The sequence below is a fragment of the Mesorhizobium sp. M0751 genome (genome assembly GCF_040320265.1).
GTDB lineage: Bacteria > Pseudomonadota > Alphaproteobacteria > Rhizobiales > Rhizobiaceae > Mesorhizobium.
This window is the reverse complement of sequence record NZ_JAMYPH010000001.1, coordinates 303,991-322,149: the sequence shown is the minus strand read 5'-3', so window position 1 is coordinate 322,149 and position 18,159 is coordinate 303,991. Positions and strand designations below refer to the sequence as shown.

Below are 18,159 nucleotides of genomic sequence, written 5' to 3'. Positions count from 1 at the left end.
CTTCAGTTGAGGATTGGTTCGGCGTAGTGGCAGGCGACCTGGTGTCCCGACCCGATCGCCCGGAATGCCGGCTCCTGCGAACGGCAGAGATCAGTCGCCAGCGGGCAGCGCGTGTGAAAGCGGCAACCACTCGGGATGTTCTGCGGGCTTGGCAGATCGCCATGGATCGGCGCCGCCTGACGCCGGCGCGCCGGGTCGGGCACGGCGTCCATCAGCGCGCGCGTGTAGGGATGCTTGGGCGAGGTCCACAGCGTCGCGTTGTCGGCGCTTTCGACGATGCGGCCGAGATACATGACCAGCACCCGGTCGGCGAAATAGCGGACCACCGACAGATCGTGCGAGATGAAGAGATAGGACAGGCCGAGCTGCCGTTTCATGTCGACCAGCAGATTGAGGATCTGCGCCTGGATCGAAAGGTCGAGCGCCGACACCGGCTCGTCGCAGACGACCAGTTCCGGATTGAGGATCAGCGCCCGGGCAATGCCGATGCGCTGGCGCTGACCACCGGAAAATTCATGCGGGTAGCGGCCAAGCGAATCCCTTGGCAAACCGACACGCTCGATGATGTCCTCGACAATCTTGCGCCGCTCGGCCTTGTTGCCGATGCCATGGACTTTCAGCGGCGCCGTCAAGATGTCGCCGATCATGTGGCGCGGGTTGAGCGACGCGAACGGATCCTGGAAAATCATCTGGATGTTGCGCCGCGCCGCCTTCAGCCGGCGCGCGTCGAGAACGGTGATGTCGGTGCCGTTGAATTCGATCTTGCCACTAGTCGGATCGACCAGCCGCATGATGGTCTTGCCGAGCGTCGATTTTCCGCAGCCGCTCTCGCCGACGAGGCCAACCGTCTCGCCGCGCCCGACCTCAAGGGAAACGCCGTCGACGGCGCGCAGTGCACCGCCTTGGGATTGGAAATGCGTGGAGAGGTCAAAGACCGAGAGCAGCGCCATGCGCAACCTCCCGAATGAAGCTGTAAGGGCAGGCGACGAGTCGATCTTCGCTGACTTCAACGAGATCAGGCACGAAATGGGCACAGCTGTCGCGTGCCACCGCGCAGCGCGGCCGGAAGGGGCAGCCCTTCTCGCCGGCGGCCGAGACGATGCTGCCGGGGATCTCCGTCAGCCTGGCGTCGCGATAGTGGAGATTGGTTTTCAACCGCGGCGAGGCAGCCAGCAGGCCGCGCGTGTAGGGATGAAGCGGTGTTCTGAACAGTGCGCCGGGCAGCGCCTGTTCGACCTTGCGCCCGGCATACATGACGACGACCTTGTCGGCCCATTGCGCGACGACGCCGAGATCATGGGTGATGAGCACGACAGCCATCGACAGTTCGCGGCGCAGCGTGTCCAGCAGGTCGAGCACCTGCGCCTGGATGGTCACGTCGAGAGCCGTCGTCGGTTCGTCGGCGATGAGCAGGCGCGGCCGGCAGGCAACGGCGATGGCAATCATGACGCGCTGGCGCATGCCGCCGGAAAGCTGATGCGAATAGTCGTCGATGCGCCGCTGCGGATCGGGAATGCGCACCAGATTGAGAAGCTCGATGGCACGGTTCCGCGCAGCCTTGCCGCGTATACCTTCGTGCAGCGTCAGCACCTCAGTGATCTGCCGGCCAATGGTCAGCACGGGATTGAGCGAGGTCATCGGCTCCTGGAAGATCATGGCGATCTCGCGCCCGCGCAAATTGCGCATCGCCTTCTGGTCGAGGCCGAGCAGATCCCTGCCGGCGAATTCGATCCTGCCATTGGGGATTTTCGCCGAGCGCGGCAGAAGCTGCATCAGGGCAAGTGCTGTCAGCGACTTGCCGGAGCCCGATTCACCGACGATCGCCAGCGTCTCGCCTTCGTCGACCTCGAAGCTCAACCGGCTGACCGGCTCGGTGGTCGGAAAACGAACCGTCAGATTGTCAACCTTGAGCAAGGCAGCGGCCATCTCTAGCGCTCCTGCGAGAAGCGCGGATTGAGCGCGTCGTTGAGGCCGTCGCCGATCAGGTTCAGCGCCAGCACGGTGAAGACGATCGCAAGTCCCGGCAGTGCGGTCAGATACCAGGCGGTGCGGATCAACTCCCTGCCCGCTCCGATCATCGAGCCCCAGCTGACGACATTAGGATCGCCGAGGCCCATGAAGGACAGCGCCGATTCCATCAGGATCGCAGTCGCCACCATCACCGACGAGGTCACGATCAGGGGCGGAAGCGCGTTGGGCAGGATTTCGCGGAAGATGATGCGGGCATGGCCATAGCCGAGGCTACGGGCGGCCATGACGAAATCCTTCTCGCGGATGGCGCGGAATTCGGCGCGCGTCAGCCGCGCCACGGTCGGCCAGGTGATGACGGCGATCGCCACCGTCACGACCAGCGCGGTCGGCTGCGCGATCGCCACCATGACGACCAGAAGCACGAAGCTCGGTATGGTCTGGAAAATCTCGATCAGGCGCACCAGCAGGTCGTCGATCCAGCCGCCGAAATAGCCGGCGGTGGCGCCGACAAGGATGCCGAAGCTCAGACCGAGCGCTGTCGCCACCAGGCCGACGAACAGCGAAATCCGCGCGCCATGCAGAATGCCGGAAAGCACATCGCGGCCCATGGAATCCGTGCCCAGCAGAAAGGCTGGATTCTGGCCCGGCCACAGGAAGGGCCGCGCCACCATCGACAGCGGATCGGCCGGATAGAGGACGGGCGCGAGCAGGGCCGCTAGCACCACCAGCGACAGGAACACCACACCGAACATGGCGTTGGGATTGCGCACGAAAACCCTCAGCGCGCGCCCGCCGGCGGCAACCGGCACCGACGCCGCCGAAGCAGATCGCGCGTCGGGCGCGTGGAGATTGCTCCAGCTTTTTGTCTCGGGTTCAGGCGGAACCGCAGCCTCGCGTCCATCGGCATAGAGACGACGGGAGCGGGCATCGCCCGCGGCGAAATCGGTGGAAGCCATCAGCGTACTCCGATGCGGGGATCGAGCCAGGCGTGCAGCAGATCGACCGTCGCGTTGGCGACGATGACCAGCAGCGACGACAGCAAGAGAATGCCGAGCAGCACCGTGAAATCGCGACCCATGACCGCCTCGAAGGCGAGCCGCCCGAGGCCGGGCCAGGAATAGACGGTTTCGACAACCACTGCGCCGCCGAGCATGCCGCCGACATGCATGCCGGCCATGGTGGTGATGGGGATCAGCGCGTTGCGCAGGACATGGCGGATGGTGATGATGGTCGGCGACAGGCCCTTGGCTGCGGCGGTGCGCACATAGTCCTGCGACTGGACTTCCAGCATCGCCGCCCGGGTCAGCCGCGCATAGATCGCCACGTAAAACAGCGCCAGCGACAGCGCCGGCAGGATCATGTAGCGCACCTTGTCCCACAGGCCTGCAAGGCCAGTCAGGTCGCTGCCGATGGTTCCCGAACCGCCGCTCGGTAGCCAGCCAAGCTTGACCGAGAACAGCACGATCAGCATCAACCCGATCCAGAAGCCCGGGATCGAATAAAACAGCAGCGAAATGACCGAAAGCAGGCGATCCGGCAGCCGGCCGGAAAACACCGCCATCAACGATCCGAGGACGAGACCGAGCGCAATCGCAATGGTCAGCGCCACCGCCATCAGCAACAGCGTGCCCGGCAGCCGCTGGCCGATCAGGTCGGCAACCGGCATGCCGTAGCGCGGCGAAAAGCCGAGGCTGAAATGCGCCAGATTGTAGAGATAGTTGAACAGCTGGACGAGCAGCGGATTGTCGAGGCCAAAGCGCTCGCGCAGCGCCGCCATGGTTTCCACGGTGGCCGAGCCAGCCTCGCCGGCCATGACGTCGGCGGCATCGCCGGGCGCAAGCTGCAGCAGAAAGAAGTTCAGGATCACGATGCCCAGAACGGTCGGCACCGCCTGGATCGCGGTGCGCCGAAAGGTTCTGCCAATGCGCGTCAGGGTCGACATCGTTTTCGCTATCCCGGCTGTGGCTGACGATGCGGGTTTGCTGTTTCCCGGAAGTTCCGTGCTTTTTAGTTGACAAGATTTATAGACATTGTCAAACCTGATTTAAGAAATTTTGTTCTGCAAATGGCAGCATTGCAGAATAGAATTTTATTTCATGCTACGAAATTAGCTGTTTGAAGCATGAAATCTTAAGTGCGGGAGCGCAGCGGCCAAATCTTTTCACAAACGGGCCGGCTCTTGGAACGTTGCATTTTTCACCCGCTGCCGACGACCGGCCGATTGATGCCGGCAGCAAAAAAGGACCAGGGCGCCATGTCTCATTTCCTCACTCCGAACCGCCGCAGGTTCCTCGGCCTGTCGGCAACCGCGCTCGGAGCGACCCTGTTGCCTGCATCACGCAACGCCTACGCCGCCGAGCCGAAGCAGGGTGGGACGGCGACGCTGCTGCTGTCCGCCGAGCCGCCGGTGCTGACGACGATCGCCCACACGGCGTTCAATTCCGTCTACGTCTCGGCCAAGACCACCGAGGGCCTGCTGACCTATGATTTCGATCTCACGCCGCGCCCGTCGCTGGCCAGGCAATGGTCGGTCAGTGACGATGGGCTGCAATACACCTTCAAGCTGCGTGAAGGTGTGAAGTGGCATGACGGTCAGCCATTTACCGCCGCCGACGTCGCCTATTCGATCGCCACGATCAGGGAGGTTCATCCGCGCGGCCGCAACACCTTCCTCAACCTTGTCGACATCCAGACGCCGGATCCGCTGACCGTGACACTGGTCCTGTCGAAGCCGGCGCCTTACCTGATCACGGCGCTGGCCGCAGCCGAGACCCCGATCGTGCCCAAGCACCTCTATGACGGCACCAAGGCAGCCGAAAATCCGGCCAACGTCGCGCCGGTCGGCACCGGCCCGTTCGTGTTCAAGGAATGGATCCGCGGCAGCCACATCGTCTATGAACGCAATCCTGACTACTGGGATGCGCCGCGCCCCTATCTCGACCGGCTGATCGTGCGTTTCATCCCGGACGCTTCGGCGCGCGCCTTGGCGCTGGAGACCGGCGAGATCGATCTGGCGCCGGCAACACCGATCCCGTACAGCGATTTGCAGCGCTTCGAAACGCTGCCGCATATCGGCTTCGAGAAGCAAGGCTACCAGTATTCCAATGGTGTCAGCCGGGTCGAGTTCAATCTGGAGAAACCCTATTTCGAGGATGTTCGCGTCCGCCGCGCCTTCGCCCATGTCATCGATCGCAACGTCATCCGCGAGACGATCAACTATGGCTATGGCGAAATCATTCCCGGCCCGATCAATCCAAACCTGAAGAAATGGTTCGTCGCCGACCTGAAGACCTATCCGGTCGACACGGCCGCTGCCGAGAAACTGCTCGACGAAGCAGGCTTGCCACGGGGCGCCGACGGCACCCGCCTCAAGCTTGTTCACGACTATGTCCCGAGCGGCGAGACCTACAAGCGCGGCGCCGACTACATCAAGCAGGCGCTGGCCGCGGTCGGGGTCGGGGTCACCGTGCGCAGCCAGGATTTCGCCACCTACACCAAGCGCATCTACACCGACCGCGATTTCGACTTCACCTTCAACGGCATGAGCAATCTGTTCGACCCGACGGTCGGTGTGCAGCGCCTCTACTGGTCGAAGAATTTCAAGCCGGGCGTGCCGTTCTCCAACGGTTCGAAATACAGCAATCCAAAGGTCGATGAACTTCTTGACGCGGCCGCCGTCGAGGTCGATCACGAAAAGCGCTTCGAGCAGTGGGCCGCGATCCAGCGGATCCTTGTCGAGGACCTGCCCGACATCGGCATCGTCAGTCAGCCGGAAATCACCCTCTATAACAGGCGCATCGCCGATCACACGGTGGGCGCAGAGGGCAATGCCGGCTCCCTCGCTTCGGCCCATATCATCACCTGATCCGCCGCCCCATGCGCGGTCCTTCGCGCATGGATTCTCTTCTCCTTCCCCGAGAGATTCCAACATGACGCTCGCCCACAAGCCTGGTTCCATCGTTGGCACGCCCTTCTTCAAGGCGCCGACCGACTATCCGGACAGCCCGCTCTCAAAAGCGCTTCAGCAGCCAGTGCTGCTCGGTCTGTTCCTGCCGATCCAGGCCGGCGGCTGGACCAACTCGACACTGCCGCGCTCGACCGACTGGCGCTTCGATTACAACCGCGACCTGACGCTCAAGGCCGAGGAGCTTGGCTTCGACCTCGTCTTCGCGCTCAGCCAATGGCTGCCCAAGGGCGGCTATGGCGGCGTTTTCAACGGCCAGGCGCTGGACAGTTTCGTCTCCGTGGCGGCCATGGCCGCGATCACCAAGAAGATCATGCTGATTTCGACCATGCATGTTCTCTACGGCCCGTGGCACCCGCTGCATCTGGCGAAGTTCGGCGCCACGCTCGACCATATCTCCGGCGGCCGCTGGGGCATCAATGTCGTCACCGGCCATCGCGCTGTCGAGCATGAGATGTTCGGCTGGAACCGCATCGAGCATGACCGCCGCTATGAACTTGCCGCCGAATTCGTCGAAGTGCTGCAGCGGCTGTGGCAGGACGACGAGAATTTCTCCTTCTCCGGAGAATCGAGCTGGAAGCTCAATGGCGGCTTTGTCACGCCGAAGCCGAATTACGGCCGACCGATCCTGGTCAACGCCACCGGCTCCGATGCCGGCATTTCCTTTGCCGGCCGCTATTCCGACATCGTCTTCGTCACCAGTCCGGCCGGGTCCGACATCGCCAGCGCGCTGGAAGCACTGCCGGCGCATACGAAGAAGGTGAAGGACGCGGCCCTCGGTGTCGGCCGCACCGTGCGCACGCTGCTCAATCCGCTGGTCATCAGCCGGCCGACCGAGAAGGAAGCCTGGGCGGTCGCCGACCAGATCGTCGCCCATGCCGACAGCCGCACGCCAAAGGGGTTCCAGACCTTCAACAGCGACGCCCAGGCCTGGAAAGGTCGCGAAGGCCGCGACGACCCTTACGCCAAGGTCGGCGGCAACATCTACCTCATCGGCACCCCCGAACAGATCGTCGACCAGTTCGTCAAGTTGAAGGACGCCGGCATTGACGGCCTGCAGCTGTCCTTCTTCGACTTCAAGCCGGACCTCGAATTCTTCGGCGAGAACATTTTGCCGCTGATGAAGCAGGCCGGCCTGCGCAACGCCTGAGGCCAATCATGACCACAACCGCGATCTCCGAAATCTGGTACACACGCTGCCCGGTGCCGACGCCAGTCGGGCTCGCCGCACAGCTTGGGCTTTTGGACGAAACCTTCCGCAAGGAAGGGATCGAACTGAAGTCGATCATCGATTCGCCCAACCGCGACATCCGCCAGAGCCATTTCAACCACACGCTTGACTGGTCGTTCCGCCACGGTGGCAATGTGCCGCCGATCCGTGCCCGCTCCGAAGGGCGCAAGACACGTCTCGTCGGCATCACCTGGACCGATGAGTTCCAGGCGATCATCACCTTGCCGGGCACCGGCATCAGAACGACCAAGAACCTGAAAGGCCGCCGCTTCGGCATCGCCCGGCATCCCGAAGGCATCGTCGACTTCATGCGGGCGACGGCGCTGAAGGGCCTGGTCTCGGCGCTCTCGCTCGAAGGCCTCAGCCATGCTGATGTCGAGATCGTCGACATCGCGCTGGCCGACAGCGTGCTCGACAGCCAGGAAGGACCATCGCTGTTCGGCCTCAAGCGCAAGCAGGCCTATGGCGAGGAAGCCGCCGCGCTGATCCGTGGCGAGGTCGACGCCATCTATGTCAAGGGCACGGCCGGTATCAACGTCGCCAATCTGATCGGCGCCATCCAGGTCGCCGAATTCGGCTTCCACCCCGACCCCAACATCCGCATCAATTCCGGTTCGCCGCGCGTGCTGACCGTCGACGATTTGCTGGCCGAAGAACGCCCCGATCTGCTCGCTCGGCTGATCGAGACGATCCTGCGCGCCAGCGCCTGGGCCGAGGCGCATCCCGACGAGACGCGGCGCTTCGTTGCCCGCGAATCCGGCGCCACCGAGGAACAGGTGCTGGCCGCCAACGGCCCGGATGTCCACAAGCATCTCGGCCTCGGACTGCAGCCTGAGCTCATAGCGGCGGTTTCCCACTACAAGAATTTTCTGCGCGACTGGGGTTTTCTCGCCAGCGATTTCGATGTCGAGGCCTGGGTCGATCGCCGGCCGCTCGATCAGGTGAACATTCGCGCCGCCGCCTGAAAGGACGCCAGCTTCATGACCTCGACGATCCCCGAGTTTCCGCAACTCCTCGACACGGTAGCAAGCCTTGCAGACGACTTCGCGCTGACCGCCGCGCATCACGACGCGACCGGGGAATTCCCCTTCGCCAATTTCGACCGGCTTCACCTGGCCGGGCTGCTTGGCCTGGTTACGGCACGCGAGCATGGCGGCCTTGGCGGCGGGCTGACGGAAGCCCAGGCGGTGATCGCCGAGATCGGCCGCGGCGAGCCGTCGACGGCGCTGGTGCTGGCCATGCATTACAACAGCCAGTATGCGCTGCGGAAATCCGGGAAATGGCCGCGCCATCTGGTGCAGCGGATTGTCGAGGCCGGCCGTCTCGGCCCTGCTTTGATCAACGCCGCGCAGGCGGAGCCGGGGATCGGCTCGCCCGCCCACGGCAAGCCGCCCGAAACCATTGCCCGGCGCGACGGCAATGTCTGGCGGATATCCGGCCACAAGAACTACGTGACCGGCATTCCCATTTTGAAATGGGTGAACTTGCTGGCGCTGACCGACGAGCCGCAACCGCGCCTGGCTTCATTCCTGGTGCCAACCAATGCGCCGGGATTGCGTGTCGAAAAAACATGGAACGCCGCCGGCATGCGAGCCACCGCCAGCGACGACGTCATCCTGGACAATGTCACCGTGCCTGCCGAGGACATAACCGAGGCGCAGCCAGCGTCTGAACCGCTGAGACGTGAAGAAGGATCGACGGCGTTCTTCTTTTCGCTGATCGGCGCCGTCTACCATGGTGCGGCTCGCGCTGCCCGCGACCGGCTGGTCTCCTTCGTCACCACGCATGCACCGGCGAGCCTCGGCGCGCCGCTGTCGACCGTGCCGCACATCCAGGCAGGGCTGGGCGATATCGAGGTCCGGCTTGCGACCAGCACGCGGTTGCTGCGTTCGCTTGCCGAAGATGTCGATGCCGGCCGGTCGGTCGGAACCGACGGCATGACGGTCAGGCATGTCGTCATCGACAATGCCGTTGCCGTCACCTCGCTGGCGCTGGAGCTTGCCGGCAATCCAGGCCTCAATCGCGACTTCCAGCTCGAGCGTCACCACCGCGATGCGCTGGCCGCCCGCTCGCACGCGCCGCAGAACCATATGATCCGGACGAACGCTGCCAAGGCGGCGCTCAGCCGCCACGCCGCTGGCCAACTGGCCGAACCGCCGGCTGTTGCCGCTGGCAAACCCAGGCTTGCGGCGGTCGGTTGAGCTCAATGACAACGGAACATGTCGACGTCGCCATCATCGGCGGAGGTCCCGGTGGCCTGACACTGGCGCAGGGCCTGAAGAAGAACGGCATCAGCGTCGCGGTCTTCGAGAAGGATCGCGCCCGCACCGATTATGTCCAGGGTTTCCGCCTGCGCATCCGCCAGCGCGGCATCGATTCGCTGATCGCCAATCTGCCGCCGGAACCCTACGAGGCTTTTGTCGCCACGCTCGGCCACGCGCCTGATCGCAACATCCTGCTCGACGAGAATTTCGAGACGTTAGGCGAGGACGCCTGGGGCGGCGGCAACGCACTCGGCGAGCCCGACGATACCCATATCGAAAAATCGGTGAGCCGCATCACGCTGCGCCAGGTGCTGCTGTCCGGCCTCGACGGCGTCGTGTACTACGGCAAGGTCTTTTCCCGCTACGAGGAGCAGCCGGACGGTTCGGTGATCGCGCATTTCGAGGATGGCTCGACAATCCATGCCGACGTGCTGGTCGGTGCCGACGGCGCCCGTTCGCGCGTGCGCCAGCAACTGGTGCCGCATGCGCGAAGCTTCGACACCGCGTCAGGCGCCTCGCCGGCAAGATGACGCTGCATGCCGCAGCCCTACACCAGATTTCGCCGCTGCTGCTCGACTACAATGCCGGCGTCAGACCGACGGAAGGTCATGGGCTGATGGTCACCAGCCACCGGGTCAATGTCGAGGCATTTCGGAAGCATGGACTGATCGGGCTGGACGACGACACCCACAAGGATATTTCCGGTTTCCATTTCAACAACACCAGCTATGTCTGGTGGAACACCGCATACGAGAGGGACGAGCTGGCCACGGATGACGTGCTGGCAAAGCTCTCCGGCTCAGAGTTGCTCGACCTGCTGCTGTCGAAGATCGGCCACTGGCATCCGGAGATCCTCAATCTCATCCGCTACACAGATCCGTCGACGGTCGCCCTGCTTAACGTCCACAGCTCGGAGCCTGTCGAGCCATGGCCGACGAAACGGGTGACACTGCTTGGCGACGCCATCCATGCCATGACCTATTTTCGTGCGCTCGGCGGCAACACCGCGATCTACGACGCCGGGCTGCTGGTGCCGGAACTGGTGGCCACCAAACGCGGCGACAGGCCGCTTCTCAAGGCGCTGTCGGTCTATGAGGCAAAGATGCTGGAGCACGGCGCCGATGCGGTACGATCTTCGCTGACGGCGATGCGGAAGAATGTGCTCTCGAGCCGCCGCCGCCAAAAGGAAGCCGCCGAATAGCGGCTCCCTAAGTCGTCTGACAGTTCTCCTGCCTCTACGCCGCTTCCACCAGACTGGACGACTGGAAGTCATGCAGGAGGATGGCGATCTCGAAGCCGCGCCGCTGCAGCCAGTGCGCCGTCGTCGCCGCGCGGATGCCGAGCAGATCGTCAATCAGCACGACGCGGGCGCCACGCACGGCAATGGTGCGATAGGCGACACCGAGCAACTGCCCGCCCTCCGACGCGATCGAGCCCGGAATATGCGCTTCGGTGAATTCCTCCGGCGTGCGCACATCGAGCAGGTAGGTCGTGCGCCTCTCGTCCCTCGCCCAGGCTGCGGCCGTCGCTGCATCGATGCGCGGGAAGCCGTCGCCTTCGGCAAGCTTTGCGATGTGTTCCGCGGCGAAACGCTTCGCATTCTCGCTGGCCGGACCATAGGCGGCGGTCCTGCCGGTCTCGAGTGCAAGACCGGCCTCTCGCCATGCCTTGGTGCCGTCGTGCAGATAGGGGACCTTGTTGGGCACACCGGCGTCGATCAGCGTCTGCGCGCCGATGATGGCGCGCGGCAGGCCGGCGCAGGAGACGACCACCTGCGTGTCAGGTGAAGGCACCAGGTCGATGAAGCGCAGCACCAGCTCGGCGCCCGGCACGCTGATGGCGCCCGGCACATGATCCTTGTCGAACTCCGCCACCGTTCGGCTGTCGAGCACGATTACATCGGCGCCTTTGCCCCTGAGGACTTCGAGTTCTTGAACGGTGATGACTGGCGTTCTCTTCTCGTCGCGGATCGCCAGCGAAAAATCGACGCCCGGCGTGTCGAAAGTCGGCAAGCCTTCCACACCGTCCTTTGTCCATTCCGGAATTCCACCCGCCAGTGCGAACAACTGGCTGCGGCCGCGCTCGGCCAGCCGTTCGACAAGTTGCTCGGCAGCACCGCTGCCGTCATCCGCCAGCACGGTGCGCACCGCCTTGCGCGGGACAAAGCGGTCGATCTCCAACTCGACCTGAGCCGCGGGCAGATTGGTGGCAAACAGCGGCGATGCGTGTCCGACAGTCGCGCTGTCGCGGATATCCAGCACCGCCAGTTCCTCGCCATCCGCCAGCCATTGGCGAAAAATCTTCTGGTCGATCGTCCTGTCGCTCATGATGCTTTCCTCTCTTGCTGTTCGGCGGCGCCACGGGCCGGACGCGCAAGGCCGAGATTCTCGCGCAACGTGCTGCCCTCGTAGGCGGTGCGGAACAGGTGCCGCCGCTGCAGCTCCGGGATGACGAGGTCGACGAAATCGGTGAGGCCTGTCGGCAGGATCGGCGGCATGACGTTGAAGCCATCCGCCGCCCCGCCGGCAAACCACTCCTCCATCATGTCGGCCACATCCTTTGGCGTGCCGACAATCTGGAAATGGCCGCGTGCGCCGGCAACGGCGAGATACAATTGCCGGATGGTGAGGTTCCGGCTCGTGGCAAGCTCGGAAACAACCTTCAGGCGGCTCTTCACCGAATCGGAACTGCCGAGTTCTGGCAACGGTCCATCGAGTGGATGACCGGAAAGATCGACGCCGCCGAGCAGTCCGGAGACCAGCGCGACGCCGACCACCGGATCGACCAGCCGCTGGATCGCGTCGAACTTGTCCTCGGCTTCCGCGCGTGTCGGCGCGACGACCGGGAAGACGCCGGGCATGATCTTCAAGGAGTCGGCAGAGCGACCAAAGGACCCCAGCCGGCCTTTCAGCTCGTTGTAAAAACCGCGCGCCGACTCGATGGTCGGATGGGCGGTGAAAACCACCTCCGCCGTCCGCGCCGCCAGTAGTTGCTGGCCGGCATCGGAAGAACCGGCTTGGACGATGACGGGATGGCCCTGCGGCGGGCGAGCGACGTTGAGCGGCCCTTTGACACGGAAATGCCGGCCGGCATGGTTCGCAGCATGGATGCCGTGCCGGTCGATGGCGATCCCCGAAGTCTTGTCGGCGACGAAGGCGTCGTCGTCCCAGCTATCCCACAACTTCTGGGCGACTGCGACGAACTCCTCCGCCCGGTCGTAGCGGTCGGCATGAACGGGATGCTGGTCGCGGCTGAAATTCGCCGCCGCCGGCGCATCGGCCGAGGTGACGACATCCCAGCCAGTCCGGCCGCCGCTCAGATGGTCGATCGAGGCGAACAGCCGCGCCAGATGGAAGGGCTCCCAATAGGTGGTCGAAGCGGTCGCGACGAGCCCGATCCTCTGCGTTATGGTCGACAGCGCCGATAGCAGCGTCAGCGGCTCGAAATGCACGACATGGCCGGTGCGTTCGAAAGTCTCGATCGGCTGCTCGCCATTGCGCGCGCTGAGACTGTCAGCGAGGAAGACCATGTCGAAGAAACCGCGCTCGGCGGTGCGCGCGGCGTCCGCATAGTGTTGAAAACTCAGGCCCGGATTGGCCGGCACGTCGGGATGGCGCCAGGCGGCGACATGATGGCTAGGTCCGCGCACGAAGGCTCCCAGCCGTATCTTTCGATCTTCAGTCATCAGCGGCTCTCGGCCTCGTCGCAAGGGGCTTTCCTATCTAGCGCCTGCCGAACCCGCTGAGCGAAAGAATGCCTTTCGCCAGCTGGCAATTATTGTTTTTTGACATCGGCTTGCGGCAAAGCACGATGGTCGACGCCGAGGCAGAGCCACGCCGCCGGCGTCGCAAAGGTTCTTGATGCTTCACACCCCCTCCTCCCCGCCTTCGATCATCCCTGCGCGTTCGATCCTTCGCTCAATCATCATTGTCGGTGGTGGCTTTGCCGGCGCCCTTACCGCGATCAAGCTACTCGACCGTTCGACCGAGCCGCTGGCGATCACCATCATCGAGCGTCGGGCCCAGCTTGGTCGTGGCGTTGCCTACGGCACCGCCGATCCGCAACACCTCGTCAACGGCGCGGCGCGCATCTTCTCGCTGCATCCGGACGACCCCCATCACCTCGTTCGCTGGCTGTTGGCGAATGGGCCGGAGCAAGGCTGGACACCGCCCGCGGATGTGCCTGACTCCAGCCCGCCGCGTTGGCTGTTCGGCAGCTATGTCCAGTCGGAACTGACCAGAGCGATCCGAGAAGCTGACGGGCGTTCGTCACTGCGCCACATCGAGGCATCCGCCGTCGATATGCTGACCGGTCCATCCGGAGTCTGCGTCGGCACCAGCGACGGCCAGCAATTGCTGGCGGATGAGGCCGTGCTGGCTACAGGGGTTTTTCAGAGCGAGCCAGCGGCGGCAGAAGCACCCGTCATCAGCGATCACCGCTACGTCGCCAATCCCTGGGATCCGGCGGCACTCGACCGGCTAGCCGGCAGCAAGCAATTGCTGCTGATCGGCTCCAATCTCAGCATGGTCGACGTCGTCGCCAGCATGGAAGCGCGCGGCTTCGAGGGCAGCTATCGCGTCGTGTCGCGCCGGGGGCAGATCGTCGAGCCACGACGCAACACGGAGGCGTGGCGCGACTTCCTCGCCGGGCGGCCGTTGCCGAAAACCACCAGGGCGCTTCTTGCCCTGGTCAAGGCCGAACGCCGGGCCATCGAGGCCGCAGGGCTGGACTGGCAAGGGCTGCCGCTGACGATCCGGCCATGGATCCTGGCCTTGTGGCAAGGCGCAACGGACAGGGAGCGCTTGAAGTTCACACGCCATCTGCGCGCCTTCTGGGACGTCACCGCGCATCGGGCGGCACCGCCGAGCTTTGAGCGCGTGGCACTGGCGCAGAAGCAAGGCCGTTGGACGGCTGGCGCGGGACGGGTGCTGGCACTCCATCCGGAGGCAAATGGCATCGTCGCCGAGATCCGCTGGCGCGATACCGGCGCGGTCGAACGCCTGCGTTTCGACGCCGTCGTCAACTGCCGCGGCCATCAGGAGCATGACTGGCGGCGGATCGCCGATCCGTTCGTTCACAGCCTGCTCGAAAACGGCATCGTCAGGCCGCACGCAACCGGTTTCGGCATCGACGCCACGCATGACGGCCGGGTGATTTCCCGTGACGGCAGGACCCATGGCAATCTGTTTGCCATCGGCCATCCGCTGCGCGGTGTCGCCTGGGAATCGAGTTCCATCGGCGAACAGCTGGCGCAGGCCATCGCCCTTGCCGGCCTTCTGGTCAGCGCCAGTCCGAGGCTGCGTGCTCTGGCCTGAGATTGAAGCCCAACAAAACGACAGAAACGGAAAAGGGCCGCATCTCGAAGCGGCCCTTTCCTCGCGGTCGTCCGCAGGGTTCAGGCGTTCGGATCGATATAGGCGTCGGCGAAATTGGCCGACAGGCCTTCAGCACCCGGCGCATAGTTCTTGACCGTTTTGCGGGCGATGATGATGGTTGGCGGCGCGATCAGATTGATGATCGGCAACTCGTCGGCGATGATCTCCTGGAACCTGAAGAACAGCTGCTTGCGCTTGGCCTCGTCGAGCTCAACGGAAGCGGCTTCCAGCAGCTGGTCGACCTCCGGATTTTCATAATGCGCGCCGTTGGAGAACGGCAGCCCGATCTTGATGTTCTTTGACCAGTAGAGCCGCTGCGCGCCGGCGCTGGGGTCGAAGATGTTGCCGCAGGATTCGGTCGACAGGTCCCAGGTGCGATCGGTGTAGATGGTTTTGACATAGGTGCCGAAGTCGAATTTCTCGATCTCGGCATCGATGCCGATCTTGGCCAATGCCTGCTTGAGGAAGTCGGCATAGCCCCACGGATTATAGGGATTGTTGGTGAGCCTGAGCTTGAAGCGGATGCCGTCCGCTTCCCGCTTGAAACCGGCCTCGTCGAGCAGTTTTTCCGACAGCGCCGTATCGAACGTCGCGGCCTTCACGTCGGGATCGAAGTACTTCTTGTTGACGACGCTGATCGGCGTCGGCGACACCTGGCCATAGCCATAAAAGACAATGGCATTCACCGCGTCGAGGTCGATCGCATGCGCGATTGCCTGTCGGACCTTCTTCTCCTTCAGGATCGGGTTTTCGAGATTGATGATTAGCTGATGCAGCGGGCCGCTATAGGCGAAGACCGTGCTGTCGACGACGAATTGCGGCAGCGCCTTGAACCTCTCCAGATCGGCGAACGCCACCGGGTTCGGCCCGATGTCGACCTCGCCCGTTTCGAGCGCCGCGGCGCGCGCGCCGGGATCGGTGATGAAGCGGAAGATGATCCGGTCGAGATAGGGTTTCGGTGCATCCCAATAGGTCGGATTCTTTTCGACGAGGATGTGGCTGCCCTTTACCCATTCCTTCAGCACGAACGGCCCACTGCCGATGATCTGCTCGAAGGACGGATCGTCGGCCGGCTTCAGCTTCTCGTAGATGTGTTTGGGCACGACAGGCGATTCCGTCGCGGCCAGACCCGAGATCAGCGCGGCGGACGGTTTCGACAGTTTGATCTTCACGATATGCGGATCCGACGTGTCGATGTCGGTGACGTTCTGGAAGGTGATGCGCCCACGCGGATGTGCTTCGCGCAGCCGCGAGATCGAAAAGGCCACGTCCTCGGACGTCAGATCATGGCCATCGCTGAACTTCACCCCCTGGCGCAGCTTGAAGACATATTCGAGCCCGTCGTCGCTGATCGACCATTCGGTGGCCAGTTGCGGCCGCGGATTGAGATCGTAATCGTAGGCAAGCAGCCCGTCGAAAATCTTCGGACCGATGGTGGCCGGCCCGCCGGCGCTGGTGTTGATGGAAACGATCTGGTTGGGCTCGGGGTAGTAGACGAAATTGAGCGTGCCGCCGGCCACCGGCTTTGCGTCTTCGGCGAATGCTCCAGCGGGGAGCGCGGTACTCGCGCCGGCCAGCAGCAGGAACTGATTGAACAGGCGTCGGTTGATGGTCATGGTCGGTACTCCGCGTTTGCGCGATTGTCTTTTCATGGAAGAGAAGTCGGGATCGGTGTCTTCACAACCGATCCCAGCCAAGGGAATCCAAACACCTAGGCGGTTGGCGCGAGCCAGATCTGCGCGAAGCTGTTGTTGATGCCTTGCGCGCCAGGCGCAAAATCCCGGACCTTCTTGTTGGCGACGATCTGGGCGCCGGCAGCGACCAGATCGACCGACACCACGTCGTCATGGATGATGTGCTGGAATTTGTACCAGAGCTCGCGCCGCTTGGTCTCGTCGGGCTCGATCGCGGCGGCTTCGAGGATCTGGTCAACCTCGGGATTTGCATAGTGGCTGGCGTTGGAGAAGACGAGGCCGATCTTGAAGTTCTTCGACCAGTAGGCGCGCTGGACGCCGAGCGTCGGATCGAAGGTATTCGACAGCGATTCGACGACCAGATCCCAGGCGCGGTCGGTGTAGACGGTCTTCAGGAACGTCGACAGATCGAGCTTCAGGATCTCCGCATCGATGCCGACCGCTGCCAGCGACTGCTTGATGAAATCGGAATAGGACGCCGGCAGGAACGCGTTGTAGGCGAGCCGAAGCTTGAAGCGCTTGCCGTCGGCGCCCCGCGGGTAGCCGGCATCGTCGAGCAGTTTCTCCGCCAGTTTGGGGTCGGGCTCACGCGCCTTGATGCTCGGGTCGTACCATTTGGGCAGGGCGGTGCTGATTGGGCTTGGCGATACCTGGGCATAGCCGTAGAGCGCAATGTCGACCAGCTTCTGCAGGTCGATCGCATGGGCGATGCCCAGGCGCACGTCGCGCTTGGTCAAGATTTCGTTTTCGTAGTTGAAGAACAATTGCTGCTGCGGGCCGGAATAGGCGTAGGTGTTGGTGTCGACGACCAGAGCGGGGTTTGCCTTCAGCCGCTCGATATCGGCCAGCGGCACGGGATTGGCGCCGATGTCGATCTCACCGGTTTCAAGAGCCGCCGAGCGCGCAGCCGGATCGAGGATGACATGCAGGACGACACGGTCGAGATAGGGCCTTGGCGCGTCCCAATAGTCCGGGTTGCGATCGAAGATCAGATGGCTGCCGGGCACCCATTCCTTGAGCACGAAGGGACCGGTGCCGATCGTCTGCTCCAGCTTTGGCTGTTCCGCCGGCTTGAACGTTTCGTAGACATGCTTCGGCACGATCGGCGATTCCGAACTGCTCAGCGCCGTGATCAGATAGGGCGCCGGCTTCGAAAGCACGATGATGGCGGTGTGCGGGTCTGGCGTCTCGACCGCGGTCACGTTCTGGTAGGTGATGCGGCCGCGCGGATGCGCCTCCTTCAGCCGCAAGATGGTGAAGGCAACGTCCTGCGATGTGAAATCCTTGCCGTCATGCCACTTGACACTCTCGCGCAGCTTGAAAGTGTAGCGCAGCCCGTCATCGCTGATCGACCACTCCGTCGCCAGCAGCGGTTTCGGGCTGAGGTCATAGGCGAAATCAAGCAGGCCTTCATTGACCTTGGGACCGATGGCCTGGCCGGTGCCCGACGAGGTGTTGATGGCGATCAGCGACGTCGGATCGGGATAGTAGGCCCAGTTGAGCGTACCGCCCTGAACCGGCGTGCCTTCGGCGGCAAAGGAAAGACCGGGCAATGCGAAGCTCGCACCGCCAAGCAGCAAGAGCTGGTTGAAATGACGACGATTGACAGACATGGTCTTGGGCTCCGGAAAACGGATTGCATCCGGCGGCCGAACGCACT

General features: G+C 63.4%; 15 protein-coding genes. 7 read left to right on the top strand and 8 right to left on the bottom strand.

Annotation, left to right across the window (positions count from 1 at the left end; all coding sequences use genetic code 11):
• Nucleotides 1-2: 2 nt before the first annotated feature.
• Genes NKI19_RS01465 through NKI19_RS01450 form a run of 4 tightly spaced genes read right to left on the bottom strand, consistent with a single transcriptional unit; the run spans nt 3 to nt 3,913 of the window.
• Nucleotides 3-950 carry an ABC transporter ATP-binding protein gene (locus NKI19_RS01465; protein ID WP_352565072.1) on the bottom strand — a complete coding sequence of 316 codons (948 nt, stop codon included), beginning with the start codon at nt 948-950 and terminating at the stop codon, nt 3-5.
• Nucleotides 928-1,926 carry an ABC transporter ATP-binding protein gene (locus tag NKI19_RS01460; RefSeq protein ID WP_352565071.1) on the bottom strand — a complete coding sequence of 333 codons (999 nt, stop codon included), beginning with the start codon at nt 1,924-1,926 and terminating at the stop codon, nt 928-930. The genes NKI19_RS01465 and NKI19_RS01460 overlap by 23 nt, the downstream gene beginning before the upstream one ends.
• Before the next feature lie 2 nt (nt 1,927-1,928).
• The gene (locus NKI19_RS01455; RefSeq protein WP_352565069.1) at nt 1,929-2,927 is read right to left on the bottom strand and encodes an ABC transporter permease; all 999 of its coding nucleotides are present in this window, start codon (nt 2,925-2,927) and stop codon (nt 1,929-1,931) included.
• Nucleotides 2,927-3,913 (bottom strand): ABC transporter permease, encoded by a 987-nt coding sequence (locus NKI19_RS01450; RefSeq protein ID WP_352565068.1) that lies wholly within the window; start codon nt 3,911-3,913, stop codon nt 2,927-2,929. Before NKI19_RS01450 ends, NKI19_RS01455 begins: the two co-directional genes overlap by 1 nt.
• Before the next feature lie 312 nt (nt 3,914-4,225).
• Between NKI19_RS01450 and NKI19_RS01445 the strand changes: the two genes are divergently transcribed.
• The 6 genes from NKI19_RS01445 to NKI19_RS01420 all read left to right on the top strand — a co-directional run bounded on the left by NKI19_RS01445 (nt 4,226) and on the right by NKI19_RS01420 (nt 10,631).
• Complete coding sequence (locus NKI19_RS01445) at nt 4,226-5,836, top strand: ABC transporter substrate-binding protein (protein WP_352565172.1); 1,611 nt, start codon at nt 4,226-4,228, stop codon at nt 5,834-5,836.
• Nucleotides 5,837-5,900: 64 nt separating this feature from the next.
• The gene (locus NKI19_RS01440; RefSeq protein ID WP_352565066.1) at nt 5,901-7,085 is read left to right on the top strand and encodes an LLM class flavin-dependent oxidoreductase; all 1,185 of its coding nucleotides are present in this window, start codon (nt 5,901-5,903) and stop codon (nt 7,083-7,085) included.
• An 8-nt stretch (nt 7,086-7,093) separates the two neighbouring features.
• Complete coding sequence (locus NKI19_RS01435; protein ID WP_352565064.1) at nt 7,094-8,131, top strand: ABC transporter substrate-binding protein; 1,038 nt, start codon at nt 7,094-7,096, stop codon at nt 8,129-8,131.
• A 15-nt stretch (nt 8,132-8,146) separates the two neighbouring features.
• Complete coding sequence (locus NKI19_RS01430; protein ID WP_352565062.1) at nt 8,147-9,367, top strand: acyl-CoA dehydrogenase family protein; 1,221 nt, start codon at nt 8,147-8,149, stop codon at nt 9,365-9,367.
• A gap of 5 nt (nt 9,368-9,372) precedes the next feature.
• On the top strand, nt 9,373-9,960 hold the full coding sequence (locus tag NKI19_RS01425) for an FAD-dependent oxidoreductase (protein WP_352565060.1): 588 nt from the start codon (nt 9,373-9,375) through the stop codon (nt 9,958-9,960).
• Nucleotides 9,957-10,631, top strand: a complete 675-nt coding sequence (locus NKI19_RS01420) for an FAD-dependent oxidoreductase (protein WP_352565058.1) — start codon at nt 9,957-9,959, stop codon at nt 10,629-10,631. The genes NKI19_RS01425 and NKI19_RS01420 overlap by 4 nt, the downstream gene beginning before the upstream one ends.
• Before the next feature lie 34 nt (nt 10,632-10,665).
• Here NKI19_RS01420 and NKI19_RS01415 read toward each other — a convergent pair whose 3' ends face one another.
• Together NKI19_RS01415 and NKI19_RS01410 are read right to left on the bottom strand one after the other, a co-directional pair.
• Entirely contained in the window at nt 10,666-11,757 is a 1,092-nt protein-coding gene (locus tag NKI19_RS01415) for a rhodanese-like domain-containing protein (RefSeq protein ID WP_352565056.1), read from the bottom strand.
• The gene (locus NKI19_RS01410; RefSeq protein WP_352565054.1) at nt 11,754-13,115 is read right to left on the bottom strand and encodes an LLM class flavin-dependent oxidoreductase; all 1,362 of its coding nucleotides are present in this window, start codon (nt 13,113-13,115) and stop codon (nt 11,754-11,756) included. The genes NKI19_RS01415 and NKI19_RS01410 overlap by 4 nt, the downstream gene beginning before the upstream one ends.
• Nucleotides 13,116-13,290: 175 nt before the next feature.
• Between NKI19_RS01410 and NKI19_RS01405 the strand changes: the two genes are divergently transcribed.
• On the top strand, nt 13,291-14,745 hold the full coding sequence (locus NKI19_RS01405) for an FAD/NAD(P)-binding protein (protein WP_352565053.1): 1,455 nt from the start codon (nt 13,291-13,293) through the stop codon (nt 14,743-14,745).
• An 80-nt stretch (nt 14,746-14,825) separates the two neighbouring features.
• Here NKI19_RS01405 and NKI19_RS01400 read toward each other — a convergent pair whose 3' ends face one another.
• Nucleotides 14,826-16,421 (bottom strand): ABC transporter substrate-binding protein, encoded by a 1,596-nt coding sequence (locus tag NKI19_RS01400; protein WP_352565051.1) that lies wholly within the window; start codon nt 16,419-16,421, stop codon nt 14,826-14,828.
• A gap of 95 nt (nt 16,422-16,516) precedes the next feature.
• The gene (locus NKI19_RS01395; protein ID WP_352565050.1) at nt 16,517-18,112 is read right to left on the bottom strand and encodes an ABC transporter substrate-binding protein; all 1,596 of its coding nucleotides are present in this window, start codon (nt 18,110-18,112) and stop codon (nt 16,517-16,519) included.
• Nucleotides 18,113-18,159: the final 47 nt, after the last annotated feature.